We start from the raw sequence: 15,815 nt of genomic DNA on the forward strand, positions 1-15,815 counted from the left end.
ACCAAACCAAAGTGTCGCGGGATGGAGCAGCCCGGTAGCTCGTCAGGCTCATAACCTGAAGGTCGCAGGTTCAAATCCTGCTCCCGCAACCAAACTCAAAAAACCAAACTACAGCCCGAAAACCCAAAATTGATCCACTGGATCAATTGCTCAACGTCTTCACCGCGTCAGGCTCAAAACCAGAAGGCGCAGATTCAAGCTGCGCAGTTTCACAAAACGCTTACAAGAATTTTCATGCCCTTCGCAATTTAATGATGTCTCCGTACTGTAAATTAAGTAAGTCTCATCGAATGGTCGTTGCTTAGCCAACACAGAAGCACAGGTCCGCAGCCTAAGGTGACAACATGCTGTCGAATTTTGGATGGAAGTGGTTAAAGCTTTTGCTAAACCGCCAACAGAAAACTGAAGGCGATGCGCTTCGCGTGTTGTCGGATGATCTTGGCCACTATCGAAGCGTACTTGAGGTGCGCTGCGTAGACGCTGCGGGAGAAGAGATCCCCTGGTACGCATACTCGGCGATTGAATACATCGATTCGTATGATTTGAACGGAGTTCGCGTTCTGGAATATGGCAGTGGGCACTCCTCAGTGTTTTATGCAAAACGTGGCGCGATGGTCACCGCGATTGAGCATAATCAAGGATGGTATGATGAGGTGTCAAAAACGCTGGCCCGATCAGCAGGGTTTGACATTCATCTCGCCACCGAACCCGAAACATATACCCGGCGACCTGAAGTGGCAGATGCGGATATCGTGGTGATCGATGGAACACATCGCCGTCTTTGCACAGCGTATGTCTTAGAAGAGGTAAAGGCCGGTCGAGCTGTTCCTGCGCTGATTGTCCTCGACAATTCTGAACGCTACCCAAGGGTTCTGGCTTCTCTCGATGCTGCAATGAGGTGGCCTCGTGCTGATTTCACCGATTTTGCCCCTATCAATGCGTATCGGCAGGTCACTTCGATCTATTTCAATCCCGCTCGTCAGATCTCGCGCCGTAGGGCGCCAGCTCCGATTGGCGGTCTGGGAGAGATTGCGCCGGATGACGGACCGCTTTAAGGCACGTGTATTCGTATTACTGACTGATAAGGGTTCTCATAGGCTGAGCCAATGCGTGCCGGGGCAAAGCTGGCCTCGGCATGGGCGCGGGTCCAAGGCCGCTGGGTGTGGCGGGTATGCCAGGGCACCCATCTCGCGATCGGCTACAAGATTAGGTAAGCCTCCCGTGGCAATACCAACTAGGGGCATGCCTCAGGCCTAGGCTTTGACACCCGTGTTGGGCAGATTGTCCTGCAAAGAGCCCAGCGCAAATAGGTCAGCCTCGGCATAGACAGCTTAGCTTTGCGCACCTAAAGCTTCTCACCAAGGGTTGGCAGAACATGCTCTCAAATGCGAAGGGTTGTAGTGTTGAGAGATCTTTGGGGTGACGCCAAATGTCTCGGTAGTTTTGGTCACAAAAAACCAAACTTGGTTTTCTCAAGCAACTCACTTACTTAAATCGGATGCGAAGCGCGCGCCTTAGAGTGCCACCGCAGACTGCGCTCGTGGAAAAACATGCTTGTTGAGCATGCATATTCAAGTGATCTTGCGTGCAGATGTCAGTGCACTTGTAGAAAGACGGTTGTGATGAATATTCTTTTCACTTTTGACAGAAATATGATCGCGCCATTGTCGGCGGCGCTTTATTCACTTGCTGCCACAAATGTTCGAAGTGATTTGGAATTGTATCTCGTGCATGGTTTTCCCGCATGTGACGAGCTGTTTAGGCTGCAAACCTTTTGCAACGACATAGAGCTCCGCACCCAATTCATTGAAATCTCAAACAACGCGTATTCGGAGATTTGGGGCACCTTGCGGGATGAACCGCATATTTCATCGGCGGCGCTCTACCGGTGTTCTTTGGGGAGCATTCTTCCAAAGACTGTTACCCGGGTCTTGTACTTAGATTGCGATACTTTGGTACTCAGTTCTTTGGCGGAACTATATGATCGAGATCTCGGTGGCAGCATAGTTGCGGCATATCAGGTTGGCAACGCACTTCATGAGGATTTGGGCGTGGGTCCGTCACAGTATTTCAGCTCAGGCGTTATGTTGATTGATCTAAACCTCTGGCGGAAACAAAACGTCGAAAAACGTGTGTTTGAAGTTCTTACAACCATGTCCGATCGGCTTGTCTGGCATGATCAATGCGCGCTGAATATCGCACTTGCAGGACAAGTCATGGGATGCGAGCGGAGATACAATTATACATTTTACCCTACACGTTTGATCGGCGATTTTGAGGTGCCGGTTATCCTTCATTTTGCGGGTTCCGTTAAACCGTGGACTGCGCCTCTTAAGCACCCTTGGGGCGGCATCTATTGCGAAATGGCCGGGCGCACGCCTTGGGCCGAACAACTGGATTTATCGCCCGATGCTGGAATGTCACCGAAGCGCAGATATCGCCGCCATTTGCTAAGGCGCTTTGGTTTGCACTGGCTCGCCCGTCGGATTTAGCTCACGAGAAACTGTGCTTGGAACCGGCCGCACAGTACTACTTCATCGATCTTGCCACTCGCGCGGCGGATTTGTTGCCTTTCTCTCAGGCGAATTTTTGCACTAGGATCAACCGCCTATCTTGACATAGCAGCGGACCACTTCAGTGGTTGAAGACTGCAATTCTGTCGGATGTAGTAAATCTATTGTATTGCCAACCCAAAAGGGTCAACTGTCGGCGGTTTCATGCTCCCGCAACCAGCACAGTCGAACAAAACACCGAACGAGCCGCCTCAGGGCGGCATTGCTCGCCTTCCACCGCTCATTTTGCGCCAACCCAACCATCGCAGCCATACAAAAGGTAATACACGCGCAAAATGCGCAAGAATTGCAGCGCGCCACCAAAATATCTCAGCACCTGTCGAAATCTGAGAAAACCCGGCGTCCTTGGAGCACGAACCTGAAAACCGGAACGACGATAGATGGTTTTTTTAACGACACCGATTTATGCGCTGCTTGTGGCGCTGGTCCGGCTCATCTTATGGTTTCGTGTCTCGGGGATGCGGTCGGCCACGGGCCAATCCATCGGCGTTGGCGGCGACATGGCACTGATGTTGCGCGTGCGCCAACACGGAATCTGCCAGGACTGGGCGACCTTCATATTGATATTGATGATGCTGGGCGAAGGGGGCGGAACACCAGCGCTTTACCTCAACGCGGCGGGCATCTTGCTGGTGACCGGACAAGTTGCGCATCCTTTCGGGCTGAAGATTGACAATGCCGCCCACCCGCTGCGCTATGTCTGTAATGGCACCAATATTTTGGCTGCGCTGATCATGGTGATTTGCATCGCAGCCCGGGTCTCCAGTCTTTGACCCAGAACTTTTTCAAAGGATTGTTGCTATGAAATACATGATGTTGATCTACACTGACCCCGCGCAGGAACCGGCCTATGGCACCCCGGAATTTGACGAGATGATGAGTGGCTTCTTTGCCGCCAATGAGCGGATGAAAGCGGATGGTGTTCTTCGCGATGGCGAGGGCCTGCAAGGGATCGAAACTGCGACCACCCTTCGGATCCGCTCCGGAAAAGTTGAAACCATGGACGGGCCCTATGCCGAAACGCGGGAGCATTTGGGCGGATAATATGTGGTTGACGTTGCTGACTTGGATGCGGCGCTGAAATACGCGGCACTGATCCCGGCCGCCAACTACGGCACAATCGAGGTTCGGCCTCTGATGGACTACAATCCGGCTGGATAATCCATGAAGAACACCGCCCCCAAAGCGTTCGCAGTTGGACATGTCATTGATGATGTGTTGCGGCGGGATCGGGGGCTGCTTTTGGCCGGTCTGATCAACCGGTTGGGTGACTTCCAACTGGCCGAGGACGCACTGCAGGAGGCCGCAATCTCGGCCGTGAAACACTGGAGCCGCAACGGAGTTCCGGACAACCCGACCGCATGGTTGATGCGGGTTGGTTTGAACAAGGGCATCGATCGCATTCGAGCGCAACACAGGGAGGGACGGAAAACAGCAGCCCTGGCCATAACCCTGCCGGACTCTGTGACGGACGATATGTCTGAGCAGATACCGGATGACCGGTTGCGTCTGATCTTCACCTGCTGTCACCCCGCGCTGGACCAGAAATCACGCACCGCGCTGACCTTGCGCACGGTCTGCAACCTGACCACACGGGAAATCGCCGCGGCATTTTTGGACAACGACCAGACCATGGGCCAGCGCCTGTCCCGAGCCAAGGCCAAGATTCGCGCCAAGGGGATTGGCTACTCTTTTCCCGATCCGAAAATCTGGCCGGAACGTTTGGAAACGGTGCTGACGACCCTCTACCTGATCTTCACCACCGGATACGTGACCGAGGATACAGGACCGCGGGACCTCTGCCACGAAGGTATCTACCTTGCGCGGGTTCTGCGGGACCTCCGACCGGGAGAGCCGGAAATCGAAGGTGCGCTGGCCCTGATGCTATTGACCGATGCCCGCCGCCCTGCGCGTATCGACGCTGATGGCGCTATGGTGCCCGTAGAGGATCATGACCGAACACTTTGGCAGCAGGATCAGATACGTGAGGCGCAGGGCATCCTGGAAACTGCGGTCGACCAAAGAAAGCCGGGACCGTTTCAACTCAAGGCCGCCATTGCGGATTGCCACATGATGGCGCCGGCCCCGGATTGGCGGCAGATGTCGCTGCTGTATCAGTCCTTATGGGCCTGCGAGCCAACCCCGGTGGTTGCTCTGAACTGGGCCGTCGTGATGGCCGAGGCAGGTCATGCCCAACTGGCCTTGGACAAGCTGGACAGCCTACGGCCCGATCTTGATGATTTTCAGCCCTGGCAGGCGGCCCGCGCGCATATTCTGCAGAAGACGGGCCGCACCGCCGCGGCTGCCGCGGCCTATCGGCAGGCCATAGAGGCCGCACCGAATCTGGCGTCCAGAAAGTTTCTGCAACAAAGACTGCAGCGGCTCGCGCATTGAGGATCTGACAAGATCAGGAGCCATTGCGCCGATTGCTAGGACCGGGACTCAGCTAGTGCCTTCCGTGTGGGCCAGCATTTCCTTGCCGACCCGCCGATAGTTCACGAAGGAATTGGCGCTCATGACGACAAAGAAGCTGTCCATATCAATCATGACATAGCCCATTTCCAGAAGTTCGCGGGTCAGAGCCGTGATGTCCTCCTGGTACAGCCTTCTCCGGCCACACAGTTCACGCAGCAGCTTCTGCGGGATGCGATACCGGCCCGAGGCCTTTCCTCCGAATTCCCGGGTATAGAGCCCGGCCAGGGTTTCTGCGGCATTCGTGAAGTCAGACATTCTACATCTCATATAATTTTGTCTATAGACAAAAAATTATCACCTATATAAAGGAACGACAACCCAATTGAATGGCTAAGGCATGGACGGAAACGTAGACATTCCCTCAACCGACGAAGAGCTTTCGGTTCGGATCAAGGAAGCGGTCGAGCAGTCCAATGCGTCCGAGCTTGAGGCGCTTCTGGATCCGCTGACCAGCAGCGAAGCCCTGCGCGAAGTTCTTCAGCTGACACCGGCTGAGCGCGATACCGTTCTGGAGATCGTTCCCGTTGGGCTTGCCGCGGAACTGGTCGAAGAAGCGCCAAACGAGATGGCGGTCGAGCTTGTGGAACGCCTCAAGCCTGAGCGTGCTGCCGAGATCATCGAACAGCTGGATTCGGACATTCAGGCCGACGTTATCGGCGAGTTGGATACGCCGGATGCCGAGGCCATCCTGTCCGAAATGGACGCTGAAGAGGCTGCGGATGTCCGCCTGCTCAGCACATTCGAGGATGACACCGCTGGCGGTCTGATGATGACCGAGGTGTTCAAGTTCCGCGACACGCAGACCGTTGGCAATGTCCTGCGCGAACTTGCTTCGGACGACGAGGATTTTGAAAGGTATCGCGGGCAGCACCCCTATATTGTCGATTCCGAGGGGCGCGCCGTTGGCGTGGTATCGCTGCGCAGCCTGCTGACCGCCAAGCGCAGCGAAAAGCTGACAAGCATCATGGTTCAACCTCTGACCGTGACCGTGGACACCCCGTTGGAACAGCTGGAAGACGTGTTCAACGATCACCCTTTCCTGGGGGTGCCGGTGGTTTATGCCGACGGAGTCCTAGCGGGTGTCGTGTCCCGCACGGCGGTGGCAGAAGCCATTTTGGAACGCTCGGAAAGTGAAAGCCTCAAACGTCAGGGTGTGGTTGGCGACGAGTTGCGCTCGATGCCTTTGTCGGTGCGGTCCCGTCGCCGGCTGGCCTGGCTTGCGGCCAACATCGTACTCAACATCATCGCGGCCAGCGTGATCTCGGCCTACGAAGAGACTCTGGCCGCCGTGATCGCGCTGGCCATCTTCCTGCCGATGGTATCGGACATGAGCGGCTGTTCCGGCAACCAGGCTGTCGGCGTCACCATGCGCGAACTGAGCCTTGGATTGGTACGGCCGCAAGATGCCGTGCGGGTCTGGATCAAGGAGATTTCGGTCGGGGTCATCAATGGGATCGCGCTAGGTGTTCTGATCGGGCTGGTCGCGTGGTTCTGGAAAGGCAATCCGGCCCTGGGTTTGGTGATTGGTACTGCGCTGGCACTCAACACGATGCTGGCGGTATCCATCGGCGGTGTTGTTCCTTTGCTGCTGAAGCGGATCGGACAGGACCCGGCCGCCGCAAGTGGCCCGCTGTTGACCACGATTACGGACATGGCCGGCTTCTTCTTCGTGCTGAGCCTTGCAACCCTTATGATGCCCTGGCTGGTGTGATCATGGCAAACGTATCGGACAAGGGTCAGCCGCAGATGCCGAAAGTCATTGGTTGGATGGAATACATCGACCTTCCCGACCTGCCATTGAACGACATCAAGGCCAAGATCGACACCGGCGCCCGCACGTCAGCGCTGCATGCAACCGACATTCGGCGGTTTCAACGGGACGGACATCACTGGGTGTCCTTCCTGACGGAGGTGCCGGGCGGAGAAGGCATGATCCGTATCGAGGCTCCGATCAAGGAACGGCGCAACATCAAGAACACCAGCGGAATTCCTGAAAACAGGATCGTCATCCGAACCACCATCCGGTTGGGCGACGAAACCTGGCCGTTGGACCTGTCTCTGACCGATCGCACGAACATGACCTTTCAGATGATCGTGGGCCGGGCGGCGCTGAAGAACCACGCAATCGCCGTTCACACCAAGCGCGCGCATCTGTTGCGCGGCAAACCAAAACACCAGGACAAAGGGGATTTGTCATGAAGATTGCCATGCTGGCGCGCAATGCCAACCTGTACACGCACCGCCGCCTCAAGGAAGCGGCCGAGGAGCGTGGGCATCAGCTCGACATCATCGACACCCTACGGTGCTACATGAACATCGCAACCCGTCGCCCCGAGATCTATTACAACGGCGAAAAGCTGACGGGGTATGACGCGGTGATTCCGCGGATCGGTGCCTCGGTCACCTTCTACGGAACCGCAGTGCTGCGTCAGTTCGAAATGATGGGTGTCTACCCGTTGAACGAAAGCGTCGCCATCGGTCGGTCGCGCGACAAGCTGCGGTCGATGCAGTTGCTGGCCCGCGACGGTGTCGGTCTGCCCGTCACAACCTTTGCTCACGACCCCAAACAGACCGACGAGGTGCTGAGACTGGCCGGTGGCGCGCCCATCGTCATCAAGCTGCTGGAAGGGACGCAAGGCATCGGTGTGGTTCTGGCCGATACGGACCGGTCCGCCAAATCGGTTGTCGAGGCGTTCCGCGGCGCGGGTGTGAACATCCTGCTGCAGGAGTTCATCAAGGAAGCCGGCGGAACCGACATTCGGGCCATCGTGGTGGGCGGCAAGGTTGTCGCTGCGATGAAACGCACCGGTGCGGAGGGCGATTTCCGCTCGAACCTGCATCGCGGGGGTTCGGCCAAGGTGGTCAAACTGACACCGGAAGAGCGTGCAACGGCCGTTCGCGCGGCCAAGTCGATGGGCCTGAATGCCTGCGGCGTCGACATGCTGCGCGCCAATCACGGCGCTGTGGTGATGGAGGTCAATTCCTCGCCGGGTCTGGAGGGCGTGGAAAAAGCCACGGGTCTGGATATTGCCGGAAAGATGATCGAGTTCCTGGAAAAGAACGCAAAAGCCGGAGCCACCAAGACCAAGGGCAAAGGGTAACGGCATGGCAAAGCGGCAGCCATTCACGATCGGCCACGCCACGGTGGCGCCGGGATCGCGGCTTACCGTGGATCTGCCGGTCAGCGTTCTGTCGGACCATACCCCGGTGACCATGTCCGCGCATGTGGTGCATGGCCGACAGGACGGGCCCACCGTTTTTGTCAGCGGTGGGGTGCATGGTGATGAGGTGATCGGCGTCGAGATCATTCGCCGTCTGTTGCGTGCGCCCAACCTGGCGACATTGAAAGGCACGCTGATCGCGGTGCCGATCGTGAATGCGTTCGGCTTCATCAACCATTCCCGCTATCTGCCCGACCGTCGCGACCTGAACCGGGTGTTTCCCGGCAGCGAGAACGGGTCGCTGGCCTCGCGGCTGGCGCATCTGTTCATGACCGAAATCGTCGCCCGCTCGGATCTGGGGATCGATCTGCATTCGGCGGCGATACATCGCACGAACTATCCGCAGATCCGGATCTCGCCCGACAACCCTCGGACCAAGGAACTGGCCAGCGTTTTCGGAGCACCGATCGTCATCCAATCTCCCCTGCGCGATGGATCATTGCGCGGCGCGGCGAAGGCGCAGGGGAAAGATATCCTGTTGTACGAAGCGGGCGAGGGTCTTCGCCTGGATGAACTGTCGATCCGCGCGGGCCTTGCAGGCATTCTGCGGGTACTGAGGCACATGGGGATGGTTCCCGCCAAGCGGATCTCCAAGCCCAAAGCGGCACCGCAGTTCTGTTCGTCAAGCAAGTGGTTGCGCGCCCCGATGGGTGGGATCCTCCGGATTTACAAAGCGGACGGTGAACTTGTCCGCAAAGGTGATCTGTTGGGTGCCGTATCGGACCCGTTCGGCGAAGCCAGCGAGGACATCATCGCTCCGTTCGACGGCTTGATCGTCGGGCGTGCGGTCATGCCTGTGGTGAATGAGGGCGATGCCGTGTTTCACCTGGGGCGGGTCGGGTCCGTGGAAAAGGCCGAAGACTCGATGGAAGATATCAACGCGCAGCTGGAAGATGATCCCATGTTCGACGAGGACGAGATCATCTGAACGGTCCGACACGGATAAGAGACTGGCAATCCAGACACTTGGCGCGGCCTTGGCCGCCCTTCTTTCATCCCAGGCGTTTCTTGAACCTGAGCGTCGCGGCCAGCATCCCAAGGACGGCAAACCCGATCATCCACAGGATGTCACCGCGCAGAGCGTAAAGCGTTGCATCCCGCAGAACCACGCCGCGGATCATGTCCATGAAATGGGTGGCCGGCAGCACTTGGGCGATCACCTGAACCGGCTTGGGCATTCCGTCGAACGGGAACATGAACCCCGACATCAGGATTGACGGCAGCAGAACGAAAATCGTCATCTGCATGGACTGCAGCTGGTTCTGGGCCAGCGTCGAGATCACTAGGCCAAGCGACAGGCTGGCGATGATGAACAGAAGCGTTACCACCAGCAGCGGGATCATCCCTCCGTTTATGGGGACATCGAACAGGAAATGTCCCAGCCCGAGGATAATCGCGACCTGCAGCAAGCCCAGGAAGATGTAGGGAATGATCTTGCCGATCATCAGCTCGATGGATTTGACCGGGGTGTTGATCAGCATCTCCATGTTCCCCCGCTCGCGCTCTCGGACAATGGCGGCCGAGGTGAACAGGATCATGGTCATGGTCAGGATGACACCCACAAGGCCGGGCACGATGTTCACCGCCGATCGTTGCTCGGGATTGAAATACAGCGTGACCTCGAAGGTCGGGACCTGACGGTTTGGCGGCTGTCGCAGCAATTCGGTCAGTGGCATGCTGCGCAGGGATTTGATGGCGCTGGCCACCATGGTGTCCGACCCGTCCACGATCCAATGAGCCACGGGGCGGCTGGATGTCTGGTTGGTGGCGTTGGGCAGACCCAATCCGATGGACGGGCTTCGGGCAAGCCGGTCATCGACGTCGGGCGGAATGATGAACGCGGCACGCACGGTGGACTCGGTGATCGCCTGTTCGGCTTCTTCTGGGGTCGAGAAAACCTTGGTGATGGTCACGACCTGCGTGGCCTGAACGATCTGAGCCAAGGTCCGGGACAGCGACGAGTCGGCCTGATCCACGATCCCGACCGGTATATGGCGGATGTTTGTGTTGATTGCGTATCCGAACAACAGCAGCTGGATCAGCGGGATCATGATGACCATGGCAAAGGTCATCCGGTCGCGCCGCAGTTGCAGCAGCTCTTTCTTGAGAACGGCGGTGATGCGGCGGAGCGATTTCATTGGGCAGGCCCCTTCGTCGCGCTGACGAACACGTCTTCCAGGTTGGGGCGCTGCACCGACATCGTCACGTTGGGAAAGTCCGAAAGGCGCGACGTGATCATCGCCATCGGTTCGGTTTCCGACTTGTCCACCAGAACGCGCAATCGGGCACCCACCTGCGCCGTCGACAGCACCTTGGGCGTGTCGTCCAGAAGGTGTTTGACCTGCCGCAGACCCTCGCCTTCGACCTCGATCACGGTGGCGTTCAGGTCTTCCATCAGTTGCCGGGGCGATCCATCCGCCTTTTTCACCCCATTCTCGAGAATGGCCAGCTTGTGACACCGTTCCGCCTCGTCCATGAAATGCGTGGACACGATCATCGTCGCGCCCTGATCGACCAGGTCGAACAGCTGTTCCCAGAAAGACCGGCGGGTTTCGGGGTCGACGGCCGATGTCGGCTCGTCCAAAAACAACAGCTTGGGGCCGTGCAGCACCGTGGCGGCCAGCGCCAGTTTCTGCCGCTGCCCGCCGCTCATGCTGCCGCTCAGTTGATTGGCGTTTTCGGTCAGGTCGTAGGTTGTCAGCAGTTCGTCGATCCGGTCGGCAGATTTGCGGCGCGGCATCCCATAGATCTCGGCGGCAAAGCGCAGGTTCTCAAGCACCGTCATGTCGCGGTAATACGAAAAGATCTGCGTCATGTATCCGATTTCATTCTTCAGCGGCTCGGCGTATTGCGGCATCGGTCGGCCCAGCACCGAGACGGATCCGCTGCTGGGTGTCAGCAGTCCGGTCAGCATTCGCATCGTCGTTGTCTTGCCGCAGCCGTTCGGGCCCAGAAACCCATAGATCTGACCCTGGCGTATCTCCAGGTCCAGGTTGCTGACGGCTGTCTTCTCTTTGAACCGGCGCGTCAGACCCTGGGTCGAGACCACCAGATCGCTCATGGCATCTTCACCTGAACGGGAACGCCCGCGGGCAGATCTCGGGCAGTTTCCGGCAGGTCGATTTCTGCCAGATAGACCAACCGCGTCCGATCATCCTTGTTCAACCCGTAGTAGGGGGTGAAGGACGGGTCGTCGCTGACCCATCGCACGGTGCCCGTCAGAGGTTGGTCCAGCCCGTCGACCCGAACCTCGAGAGAGTCTCCGGGAGCGATGTCCACCCGGCTGGGTTCGGGGACATAGACGCGGGCGAAAGGGGCCGCGCCGGACACCAGCACCGCGACCGGGCTGCCCTGAGCGACCCGTTCCCCCAGGTTCCAGGGAAGGGAATCCAGGATGCCGTCCCGTGTCGCAACAACCGTCAGGTCATCCAGAACGGTCTGCTCGGCGGCAACCGCCGCTTCGGCCGCCCGCACATTGGCCCGGGCAACCGACAGATCTTCGGGGCGGGTTCCGTTTTCCAGTTCTTTCAGGGATTCCCGAGCGCTTTCCAGTGCCGCCCGAGCGGAATCGCGTGCGGCAATATCCTGGTCCAGGCGCGCCTGGCTGACGACCGAGTTGACGACCAGCTGGGAATTCCTCTGATACACGGCCTCTGCGTCCAGCAGACGCGCCTCGGCACCGGCGACGTTGGCGCGCGCGATCGCAATCTCTTCCTCGCGCGGGCCGACTTCCAGTTTCAGTAGCGTGGCCTGCGATTTTTCCAGTTCCGCCTGCGCGAGGTTCAGCTTCGCGGTCTGCAGATCCGTGTCGAACCTGACCAGCACGTCGCCGACCTTGACCGGAGACCCTTCTGCTACAGGCAGTTCCACGATGATCTCATTGGCCGTTGCCGTCAGTGCGACCCGGTCCCGCGCCAGAACTCCCAGCGCGGTGCCGGTGTTCTGGCCCGAACATCGGTCCAGCAACGCAGCAGGGAGAATGGCCATGACCAGCAGCGGAATCGGCAGGGACACATTCATCAAATCATCGTCTCCTTGGTCGGGGCGGTTTGGTATCGGTGTCAATTTCTGCCCCGACTCAAAGGTTTAACAGACGATTGAAAAATCACAAAAGCAGAACCAAACGGGCCAAAACCAAGCCATCCAAGGATGCCCAGGCTGCAAATTCAAGAGATTGACCCCGCCCACGACCGGCTGAGTTCTGTCCTGACCGCGGTGCAATGGCGGGCAAGAGCGCGGGCACATACAGGGCGCAAATAATCCTTGCAACCGGTTGCAAAAAAGAACATGCTCCCGCCAGAAATATACCCAGAGGTCACAATGCTCAGAATCGGATTGCTTGGAGCAGGGCGCATCGGAACCGTCCACGCGCAAGCCATTTCGGACCACCCGGACAGCACGCTTGTTGCGGTTTCGGACGCAATGGAAGACGCCGCTGCACGTCTGGCGCAAGCTCATGGAGCCGTGGCGCGGACGTCGGAGGACATCATCGCCGACCCGGATATCGACGCGGTGCTGATCGCCACGCCGACGGATACGCATTCGGACCTCATCGAAGCGGCGACCGCCGCGGGCAAGGCCGTTCTGTGCGAAAAGCCGGTCGATCTGGACCTGAACCGCGCCTTGGCCTGCCAGCGAGCCGTGTCAGGTACCGGTCAGCCGGTCATGATCGGGTTCAACCGGCGTTTCGATCCGGGCTTCGGCGCATTGAAATCCGCCGTTCAGTCTGGCGAGATCGGAAGCCCGGAATTGCTGTCGATCACCTCGTTTGATCCGGCCCCGCCCCCGATTTCCTATGTGAAAGTCTCGGGAGGATTATTTCGGGACATGACGATACATGATTTCGACCTCGCCAATTTCATCATGGGTGACGTACCAGTCACTGTTTCGGCCGTTGGCACATCGACCGTGGACCCGGCCATCGCCGAGGCAGGGGATGTGGACACAGCCGTCGTCACCATGACCTACAAGGATGGTCGGATCGCCGTCATCAAGAATTCTCGCCGGGCCGTATACGGCTATGACCAACGGGTCGAGGTGTTGGGGTCCGGCGGGCTGCTGCAGGCGTGCAACGTGCTCGAGAACAACCTGGTTAAATCCACGGCCGATGGCGTGATCAGTGCCAAGCCGACCTACTTCTTCCTCGAACGCTACATGCCTGCCTATCGGGCGGAATGGGATGCGTTCGTGACTGCGGTCAAGACCGGATCCGCTGTGCCGGTGCCGCTGGAAGACGGCGTCGCAGCGCTGGCCCTGGCCGAAGCTGCGACCCGGTCGGCCCGGACGGGTATTCCGGTAAAGCTAGAGGAAATTTTGAAACCGGTTGCAAAATGACGTGAAGTATTGAAACTGAAACGGCCCCGATGCGTATCGGAGCGACAGAGATTCGGCCTTGCCGGATGAATGGGTCCAGGACCCGGACAAGACAAAAATCTGTCCTAGTGGGAGGAAACGAAATGAACAAATTTTTCAAAGGTGCTTTGGCCGCCGGCGCGCTGGCGCTGGCCACTCCGGCCTTTGCGCAGGACATCGTCGTGGTATCGCACGGTCAGGCGAATGACGCGTTCTGGAACGTGGTCAAGAACGGGGTCGAGCAGGCCGGCACGGATATGGGCGTGAACGTCGAGTACCGTGCGCCCGAAACCTTCGACATGGTTGCCATGTCGCAGTTGATCGACGCTGCCGTAAACCAGGAGCCCGACGGGCTGATCGTCTCGATCCCGGACGCCGACGCGCTTGGCCCCTCGATCGAACGCGCGGTTGCCGCGGGTATCCCGGTGATCTCGATGAACTCGGGCTCGGACGTGTCCAAGGAGTTGGGCGCGGCGCTGCATGTGGGTCAGGATGAATTCGACGCCGGCAAGGCCGCCGGTGAGAAGCTGGCCGAAATGGGCGGCAAGAATGCGATCTGTGTGAACCACGAGGTCGGCAATGTCGCGCTGGACCTGCGCTGTGCGGGCTTTGCTGAAGGCTTTGGCGGCAATGTGACCGTTCTGCCGACGTCCAACGATCCGTCCGAGATTGAGTCGAAAGTGTCGGCGGCTCTGGCTTCGGATGAAAGCGTCGATACCGTGATGGCGCTGGGCGCAAGCTCGGCCGGTGAGCCCACCGTGGCCGCCGTCAAAGGGTCGGGGCGCGACGTGAACGTGGCCTCGTTCGACCTGTCGGCCAACTTCCTGCAGTCGATCGTCGATGGTGACGCGGCCTTTGCGGTGGACCAGCAGCAGTATCTGCAGGGTTATCTGCCGGTCGTGTTCATGGCGCTGAACGCCAAGTACGGCCTGATGCCGGGCGGCAACGTGCCCTCGGGTCCGAACCTGATCACCGCCGACAAGGCCGGTCAGGTGGTCGAGCTGTCCGCTCAGGGCATCCGCTGATACCGGCGGGCTGAAAATCGGGGCGGCGTCAGGGCGCCGCCCCTGCCAAACGGGAGGAAACCATGACCGAGTCTGCACAAGTGGCGGTGGACGAACGGATCAAGAAGGAGCCGTTCCTGACCAAGCTGATGAAGCGGCCCGAACTGGGGGCCATCGCAGGGGCGATCCTTGTCTTCATCTTCTTCGCCATCACGGCCGATGAATCGATGTTCACGCTTGCCGGCATCATGAACTTCATGACCCCGGCCGCCCAACTGGGTATTCTGGCCATCGGCGCGGCGCTGCTGATGATCGGGGGCGAGTTTGACCTGTCGATCGGCTCCATGGTGGCCTTTGCCGGCCTGTTCTTCGGGGTCTGCGTGGTGACCTGGCAACTGCCCTTGGTGGCCGCGATCCCGATGACTTTTGTCTTTGCCGCCTTTGTCGGGGCAATCAACGGCACCATCGTCATCCGCTCGGGCCTGCCATCCTTCATCGTGACGCTTGCCTTTCTGTTCATTCTGCGCGGCCTGTCCCTGGTGGGGCTCAAGGCGGCCACCGGCGGGTCGACCCAGCTGCGCGGCGTGCGCGATCAGGTCGAAAATGACTGGCTCGCGCCGTTCTTTTCCGGCGAAGCCTTCGGCAGCCTGTTCACCTGGCTTGCCGAAAAGGGCCTGATCGACACGTTCAAAAGTGGCGCGCCCAAAGTGCCGGGTGTCCCGGTTGAAATCCTGTGGTTCGTGGCCTTCGCCATTGCCGCCACCTATGTTCTGCTGCGCACCCCGGCCGGCAACTGGATCTTCGCCTCGGGCGGCGACCGGGTTGCGGCGTCGAACTCGGGTGTGCCGGTGAACCGGGTCAAGATTTCACTGTTCATGCTGACCGCCTGCTGTGCCGCGCTGGTGGCGATAATAACCGTGATCGATGCAGGCTCGACCGATGCGCGGCGCGGCTTCCAGAAGGAGTTCGAGGCGATCATCGCCGCAGTGATCGGCGGCTGTTTGCTGACCGGCGGGTATGGTTCGGCCATCGGGGCATTCTTCGGGGCGATTATCTTCGGCATGGTGGTCATCGGCCTGACCTATACCGATTTCGATCAGGACTGGTTCCAGGTGTTTCTGGGGGCGATGCTGCTGATCGCCGTCCTGTTCAACAACGCGATCCGCAAACGCGTAACCGGGGAGCGCTGA

The 15,815-nt window shown here is 58.8% G+C and carries 16 protein-coding genes and 1 tRNA gene; 13 read left to right on the forward strand and 4 right to left on the reverse strand.

From position 1 onward, the window contains the following. Positions 1 to 15: 15 nt before the first annotated feature. The 6 genes from ACR0NY_RS15420 (at position 16) to ACR0NY_RS15445 (ending at position 4,967) form a co-directional block, all read left to right on the forward strand. Positions 16 to 92, forward strand: a tRNA-Met gene (locus ACR0NY_RS15420). A 252-nt stretch (positions 93 to 344) separates the two neighbouring features. Then, complete coding sequence (locus tag ACR0NY_RS15425; protein ID WP_170342586.1) at positions 345 to 1,055, forward strand: hypothetical protein; 711 nt, start codon at positions 345 to 347, stop codon at positions 1,053 to 1,055. Between the two features lie 567 nt (positions 1,056 to 1,622). After that, positions 1,623 to 2,492, forward strand: a complete 870-nt coding sequence (locus ACR0NY_RS15430) for a glycosyltransferase family 8 protein (RefSeq protein WP_170342584.1) — start codon at positions 1,623 to 1,625, stop codon at positions 2,490 to 2,492. A 461-nt stretch (positions 2,493 to 2,953) separates the two neighbouring features. Further along, the gene (locus tag ACR0NY_RS15435) at positions 2,954 to 3,346 is read left to right on the forward strand and encodes an MAPEG family protein (protein ID WP_170342582.1); all 393 of its coding nucleotides are present in this window, start codon (positions 2,954 to 2,956) and stop codon (positions 3,344 to 3,346) included. Between the two features lie 28 nt (positions 3,347 to 3,374). Further along, the gene (locus tag ACR0NY_RS15440) at positions 3,375 to 3,617 is read left to right on the forward strand and encodes a YciI family protein (protein WP_254432984.1); all 243 of its coding nucleotides are present in this window, start codon (positions 3,375 to 3,377) and stop codon (positions 3,615 to 3,617) included. A 120-nt stretch (positions 3,618 to 3,737) separates the two neighbouring features. Then, a complete protein-coding gene (locus ACR0NY_RS15445) occupies positions 3,738 to 4,967 on the forward strand; it encodes an RNA polymerase sigma factor (RefSeq protein WP_170370005.1) in 1,230 nt (409 codons plus the stop codon). Positions 4,968 to 5,015: 48 nt separating this feature from the next. Here the strand turns inward: ACR0NY_RS15445 and ACR0NY_RS15450 are convergent, their stop codons facing one another. After that, on the reverse strand, positions 5,016 to 5,303 hold the full coding sequence (locus tag ACR0NY_RS15450; protein ID WP_170589195.1) for a hypothetical protein: 288 nt from the start codon (positions 5,301 to 5,303) through the stop codon (positions 5,016 to 5,018). Between the two features lie 82 nt (positions 5,304 to 5,385). On the opposite strand from ACR0NY_RS15450, the gene mgtE reads away from it, so the two are divergent. From mgtE to ACR0NY_RS15470, 4 genes are read left to right on the forward strand one after another with little or no spacing between them, the layout of a single operon-like run. Then, a complete protein-coding gene (gene mgtE, locus ACR0NY_RS15455; RefSeq protein ID WP_170342577.1) occupies positions 5,386 to 6,759 on the forward strand; it encodes a magnesium transporter in 1,374 nt (457 codons plus the stop codon). Positions 6,760 to 6,761: 2 nt separating this feature from the next. After that, positions 6,762 to 7,247: an ATP-dependent zinc protease family protein gene (locus ACR0NY_RS15460; protein WP_170342576.1), complete on the forward strand. Its 486-nt coding sequence runs from the start codon at positions 6,762 to 6,764 to the stop codon at positions 7,245 to 7,247. Beyond that, positions 7,244 to 8,149: a 30S ribosomal protein S6--L-glutamate ligase gene (gene rimK / locus ACR0NY_RS15465; protein ID WP_093963715.1), complete on the forward strand. Its 906-nt coding sequence runs from the start codon at positions 7,244 to 7,246 to the stop codon at positions 8,147 to 8,149. The genes ACR0NY_RS15460 and rimK overlap by 4 nt, the downstream gene beginning before the upstream one ends. Positions 8,150 to 8,153: 4 nt before the next feature. Continuing rightward, positions 8,154 to 9,197, forward strand: coding sequence for a succinylglutamate desuccinylase/aspartoacylase family protein (locus ACR0NY_RS15470; protein ID WP_170342571.1), 1,044 nt, complete (start codon positions 8,154 to 8,156; stop codon positions 9,195 to 9,197). Between the two features lie 64 nt (positions 9,198 to 9,261). Here the strand turns inward: ACR0NY_RS15470 and ACR0NY_RS15475 are convergent, their stop codons facing one another. Genes ACR0NY_RS15475 through ACR0NY_RS15485 form a run of 3 tightly spaced genes read right to left on the reverse strand, consistent with a single transcriptional unit; the run spans position 9,262 to position 12,289 of the window. Further along, entirely contained in the window at positions 9,262 to 10,407 is a 1,146-nt protein-coding gene (locus tag ACR0NY_RS15475) for an ABC transporter permease (RefSeq protein ID WP_170370003.1), read from the reverse strand. After that, a complete protein-coding gene (locus ACR0NY_RS15480) occupies positions 10,404 to 11,330 on the reverse strand; it encodes an ABC transporter ATP-binding protein (RefSeq protein WP_170370001.1) in 927 nt (308 codons plus the stop codon). Before ACR0NY_RS15480 ends, ACR0NY_RS15475 begins: the two co-directional genes overlap by 4 nt. Then, positions 11,327 to 12,289 carry an HlyD family secretion protein gene (locus tag ACR0NY_RS15485; RefSeq protein WP_254432983.1) on the reverse strand — a complete coding sequence of 321 codons (963 nt, stop codon included), beginning with the start codon at positions 12,287 to 12,289 and terminating at the stop codon, positions 11,327 to 11,329. The genes ACR0NY_RS15480 and ACR0NY_RS15485 overlap by 4 nt, the downstream gene beginning before the upstream one ends. 300 nt (positions 12,290 to 12,589) lie before the next feature. On the opposite strand from ACR0NY_RS15485, the gene iolG reads away from it, so the two are divergent. The 3 genes from iolG (at position 12,590) to ACR0NY_RS15500 (ending at position 15,815) form a co-directional block, all read left to right on the forward strand. Beyond that, positions 12,590 to 13,603, forward strand: a complete 1,014-nt coding sequence (gene iolG / locus ACR0NY_RS15490) for an inositol 2-dehydrogenase (RefSeq protein ID WP_170369999.1) — start codon at positions 12,590 to 12,592, stop codon at positions 13,601 to 13,603. Between the two features lie 122 nt (positions 13,604 to 13,725). Next, entirely contained in the window at positions 13,726 to 14,646 is a 921-nt protein-coding gene (locus ACR0NY_RS15495; RefSeq protein ID WP_093963710.1) for a sugar ABC transporter substrate-binding protein, read from the forward strand. Between the two features lie 62 nt (positions 14,647 to 14,708). Continuing rightward, positions 14,709 to 15,815, forward strand: a complete 1,107-nt coding sequence (locus ACR0NY_RS15500) for an ABC transporter permease (protein ID WP_170369997.1) — start codon at positions 14,709 to 14,711, stop codon at positions 15,813 to 15,815.

It is taken from the genome of Ruegeria sp. BJ5 (assembly GCF_056537865.1).

What these genes read in the sequence shown, in the direction of transcription:
- ACR0NY_RS15470 (WP_170342571.1), top strand. Translation starts at nt 8,154, where the DNA reads ATGGCAAAGCGGCAGCCATTCACGATCGGCCACGCCACGGTGGCGCCG.
- ACR0NY_RS15450 (WP_170589195.1), bottom strand. Translation starts at nt 5,303, where the DNA reads ATGTCTGACTTCACGAATGCCGCAGAAACCCTGGCCGGGCTCTATACC.
- iolG (WP_170369999.1), top strand. Translation starts at nt 12,590, where the DNA reads ATGCTCAGAATCGGATTGCTTGGAGCAGGGCGCATCGGAACCGTCCAC.
- ACR0NY_RS15430 (WP_170342584.1), top strand. Translation starts at nt 1,623, where the DNA reads ATGAATATTCTTTTCACTTTTGACAGAAATATGATCGCGCCATTGTCG.
- ACR0NY_RS15435 (WP_170342582.1), top strand. Translation starts at nt 2,954, where the DNA reads ATGGTTTTTTTAACGACACCGATTTATGCGCTGCTTGTGGCGCTGGTC.
- ACR0NY_RS15440 (WP_254432984.1), top strand. Translation starts at nt 3,375, where the DNA reads ATGAAATACATGATGTTGATCTACACTGACCCCGCGCAGGAACCGGCC.
- ACR0NY_RS15475 (WP_170370003.1), bottom strand. Translation starts at nt 10,407, where the DNA reads ATGAAATCGCTCCGCCGCATCACCGCCGTTCTCAAGAAAGAGCTGCTG.
- rimK (WP_093963715.1), top strand. Translation starts at nt 7,244, where the DNA reads ATGAAGATTGCCATGCTGGCGCGCAATGCCAACCTGTACACGCACCGC.
- ACR0NY_RS15485 (WP_254432983.1), bottom strand. Translation starts at nt 12,289, where the DNA reads ATGAATGTGTCCCTGCCGATTCCGCTGCTGGTCATGGCCATTCTCCCT.
- ACR0NY_RS15445 (WP_170370005.1), top strand. Translation starts at nt 3,738, where the DNA reads ATGAAGAACACCGCCCCCAAAGCGTTCGCAGTTGGACATGTCATTGAT.
- ACR0NY_RS15460 (WP_170342576.1), top strand. Translation starts at nt 6,762, where the DNA reads ATGGCAAACGTATCGGACAAGGGTCAGCCGCAGATGCCGAAAGTCATT.
- ACR0NY_RS15495 (WP_093963710.1), top strand. Translation starts at nt 13,726, where the DNA reads ATGAACAAATTTTTCAAAGGTGCTTTGGCCGCCGGCGCGCTGGCGCTG.
- ACR0NY_RS15480 (WP_170370001.1), bottom strand. Translation starts at nt 11,330, where the DNA reads ATGAGCGATCTGGTGGTCTCGACCCAGGGTCTGACGCGCCGGTTCAAA.
- ACR0NY_RS15500 (WP_170369997.1), top strand. Translation starts at nt 14,709, where the DNA reads ATGACCGAGTCTGCACAAGTGGCGGTGGACGAACGGATCAAGAAGGAG.
- ACR0NY_RS15425 (WP_170342586.1), top strand. Translation starts at nt 345, where the DNA reads ATGCTGTCGAATTTTGGATGGAAGTGGTTAAAGCTTTTGCTAAACCGC.
- mgtE (WP_170342577.1), top strand. Translation starts at nt 5,386, where the DNA reads ATGGACGGAAACGTAGACATTCCCTCAACCGACGAAGAGCTTTCGGTT.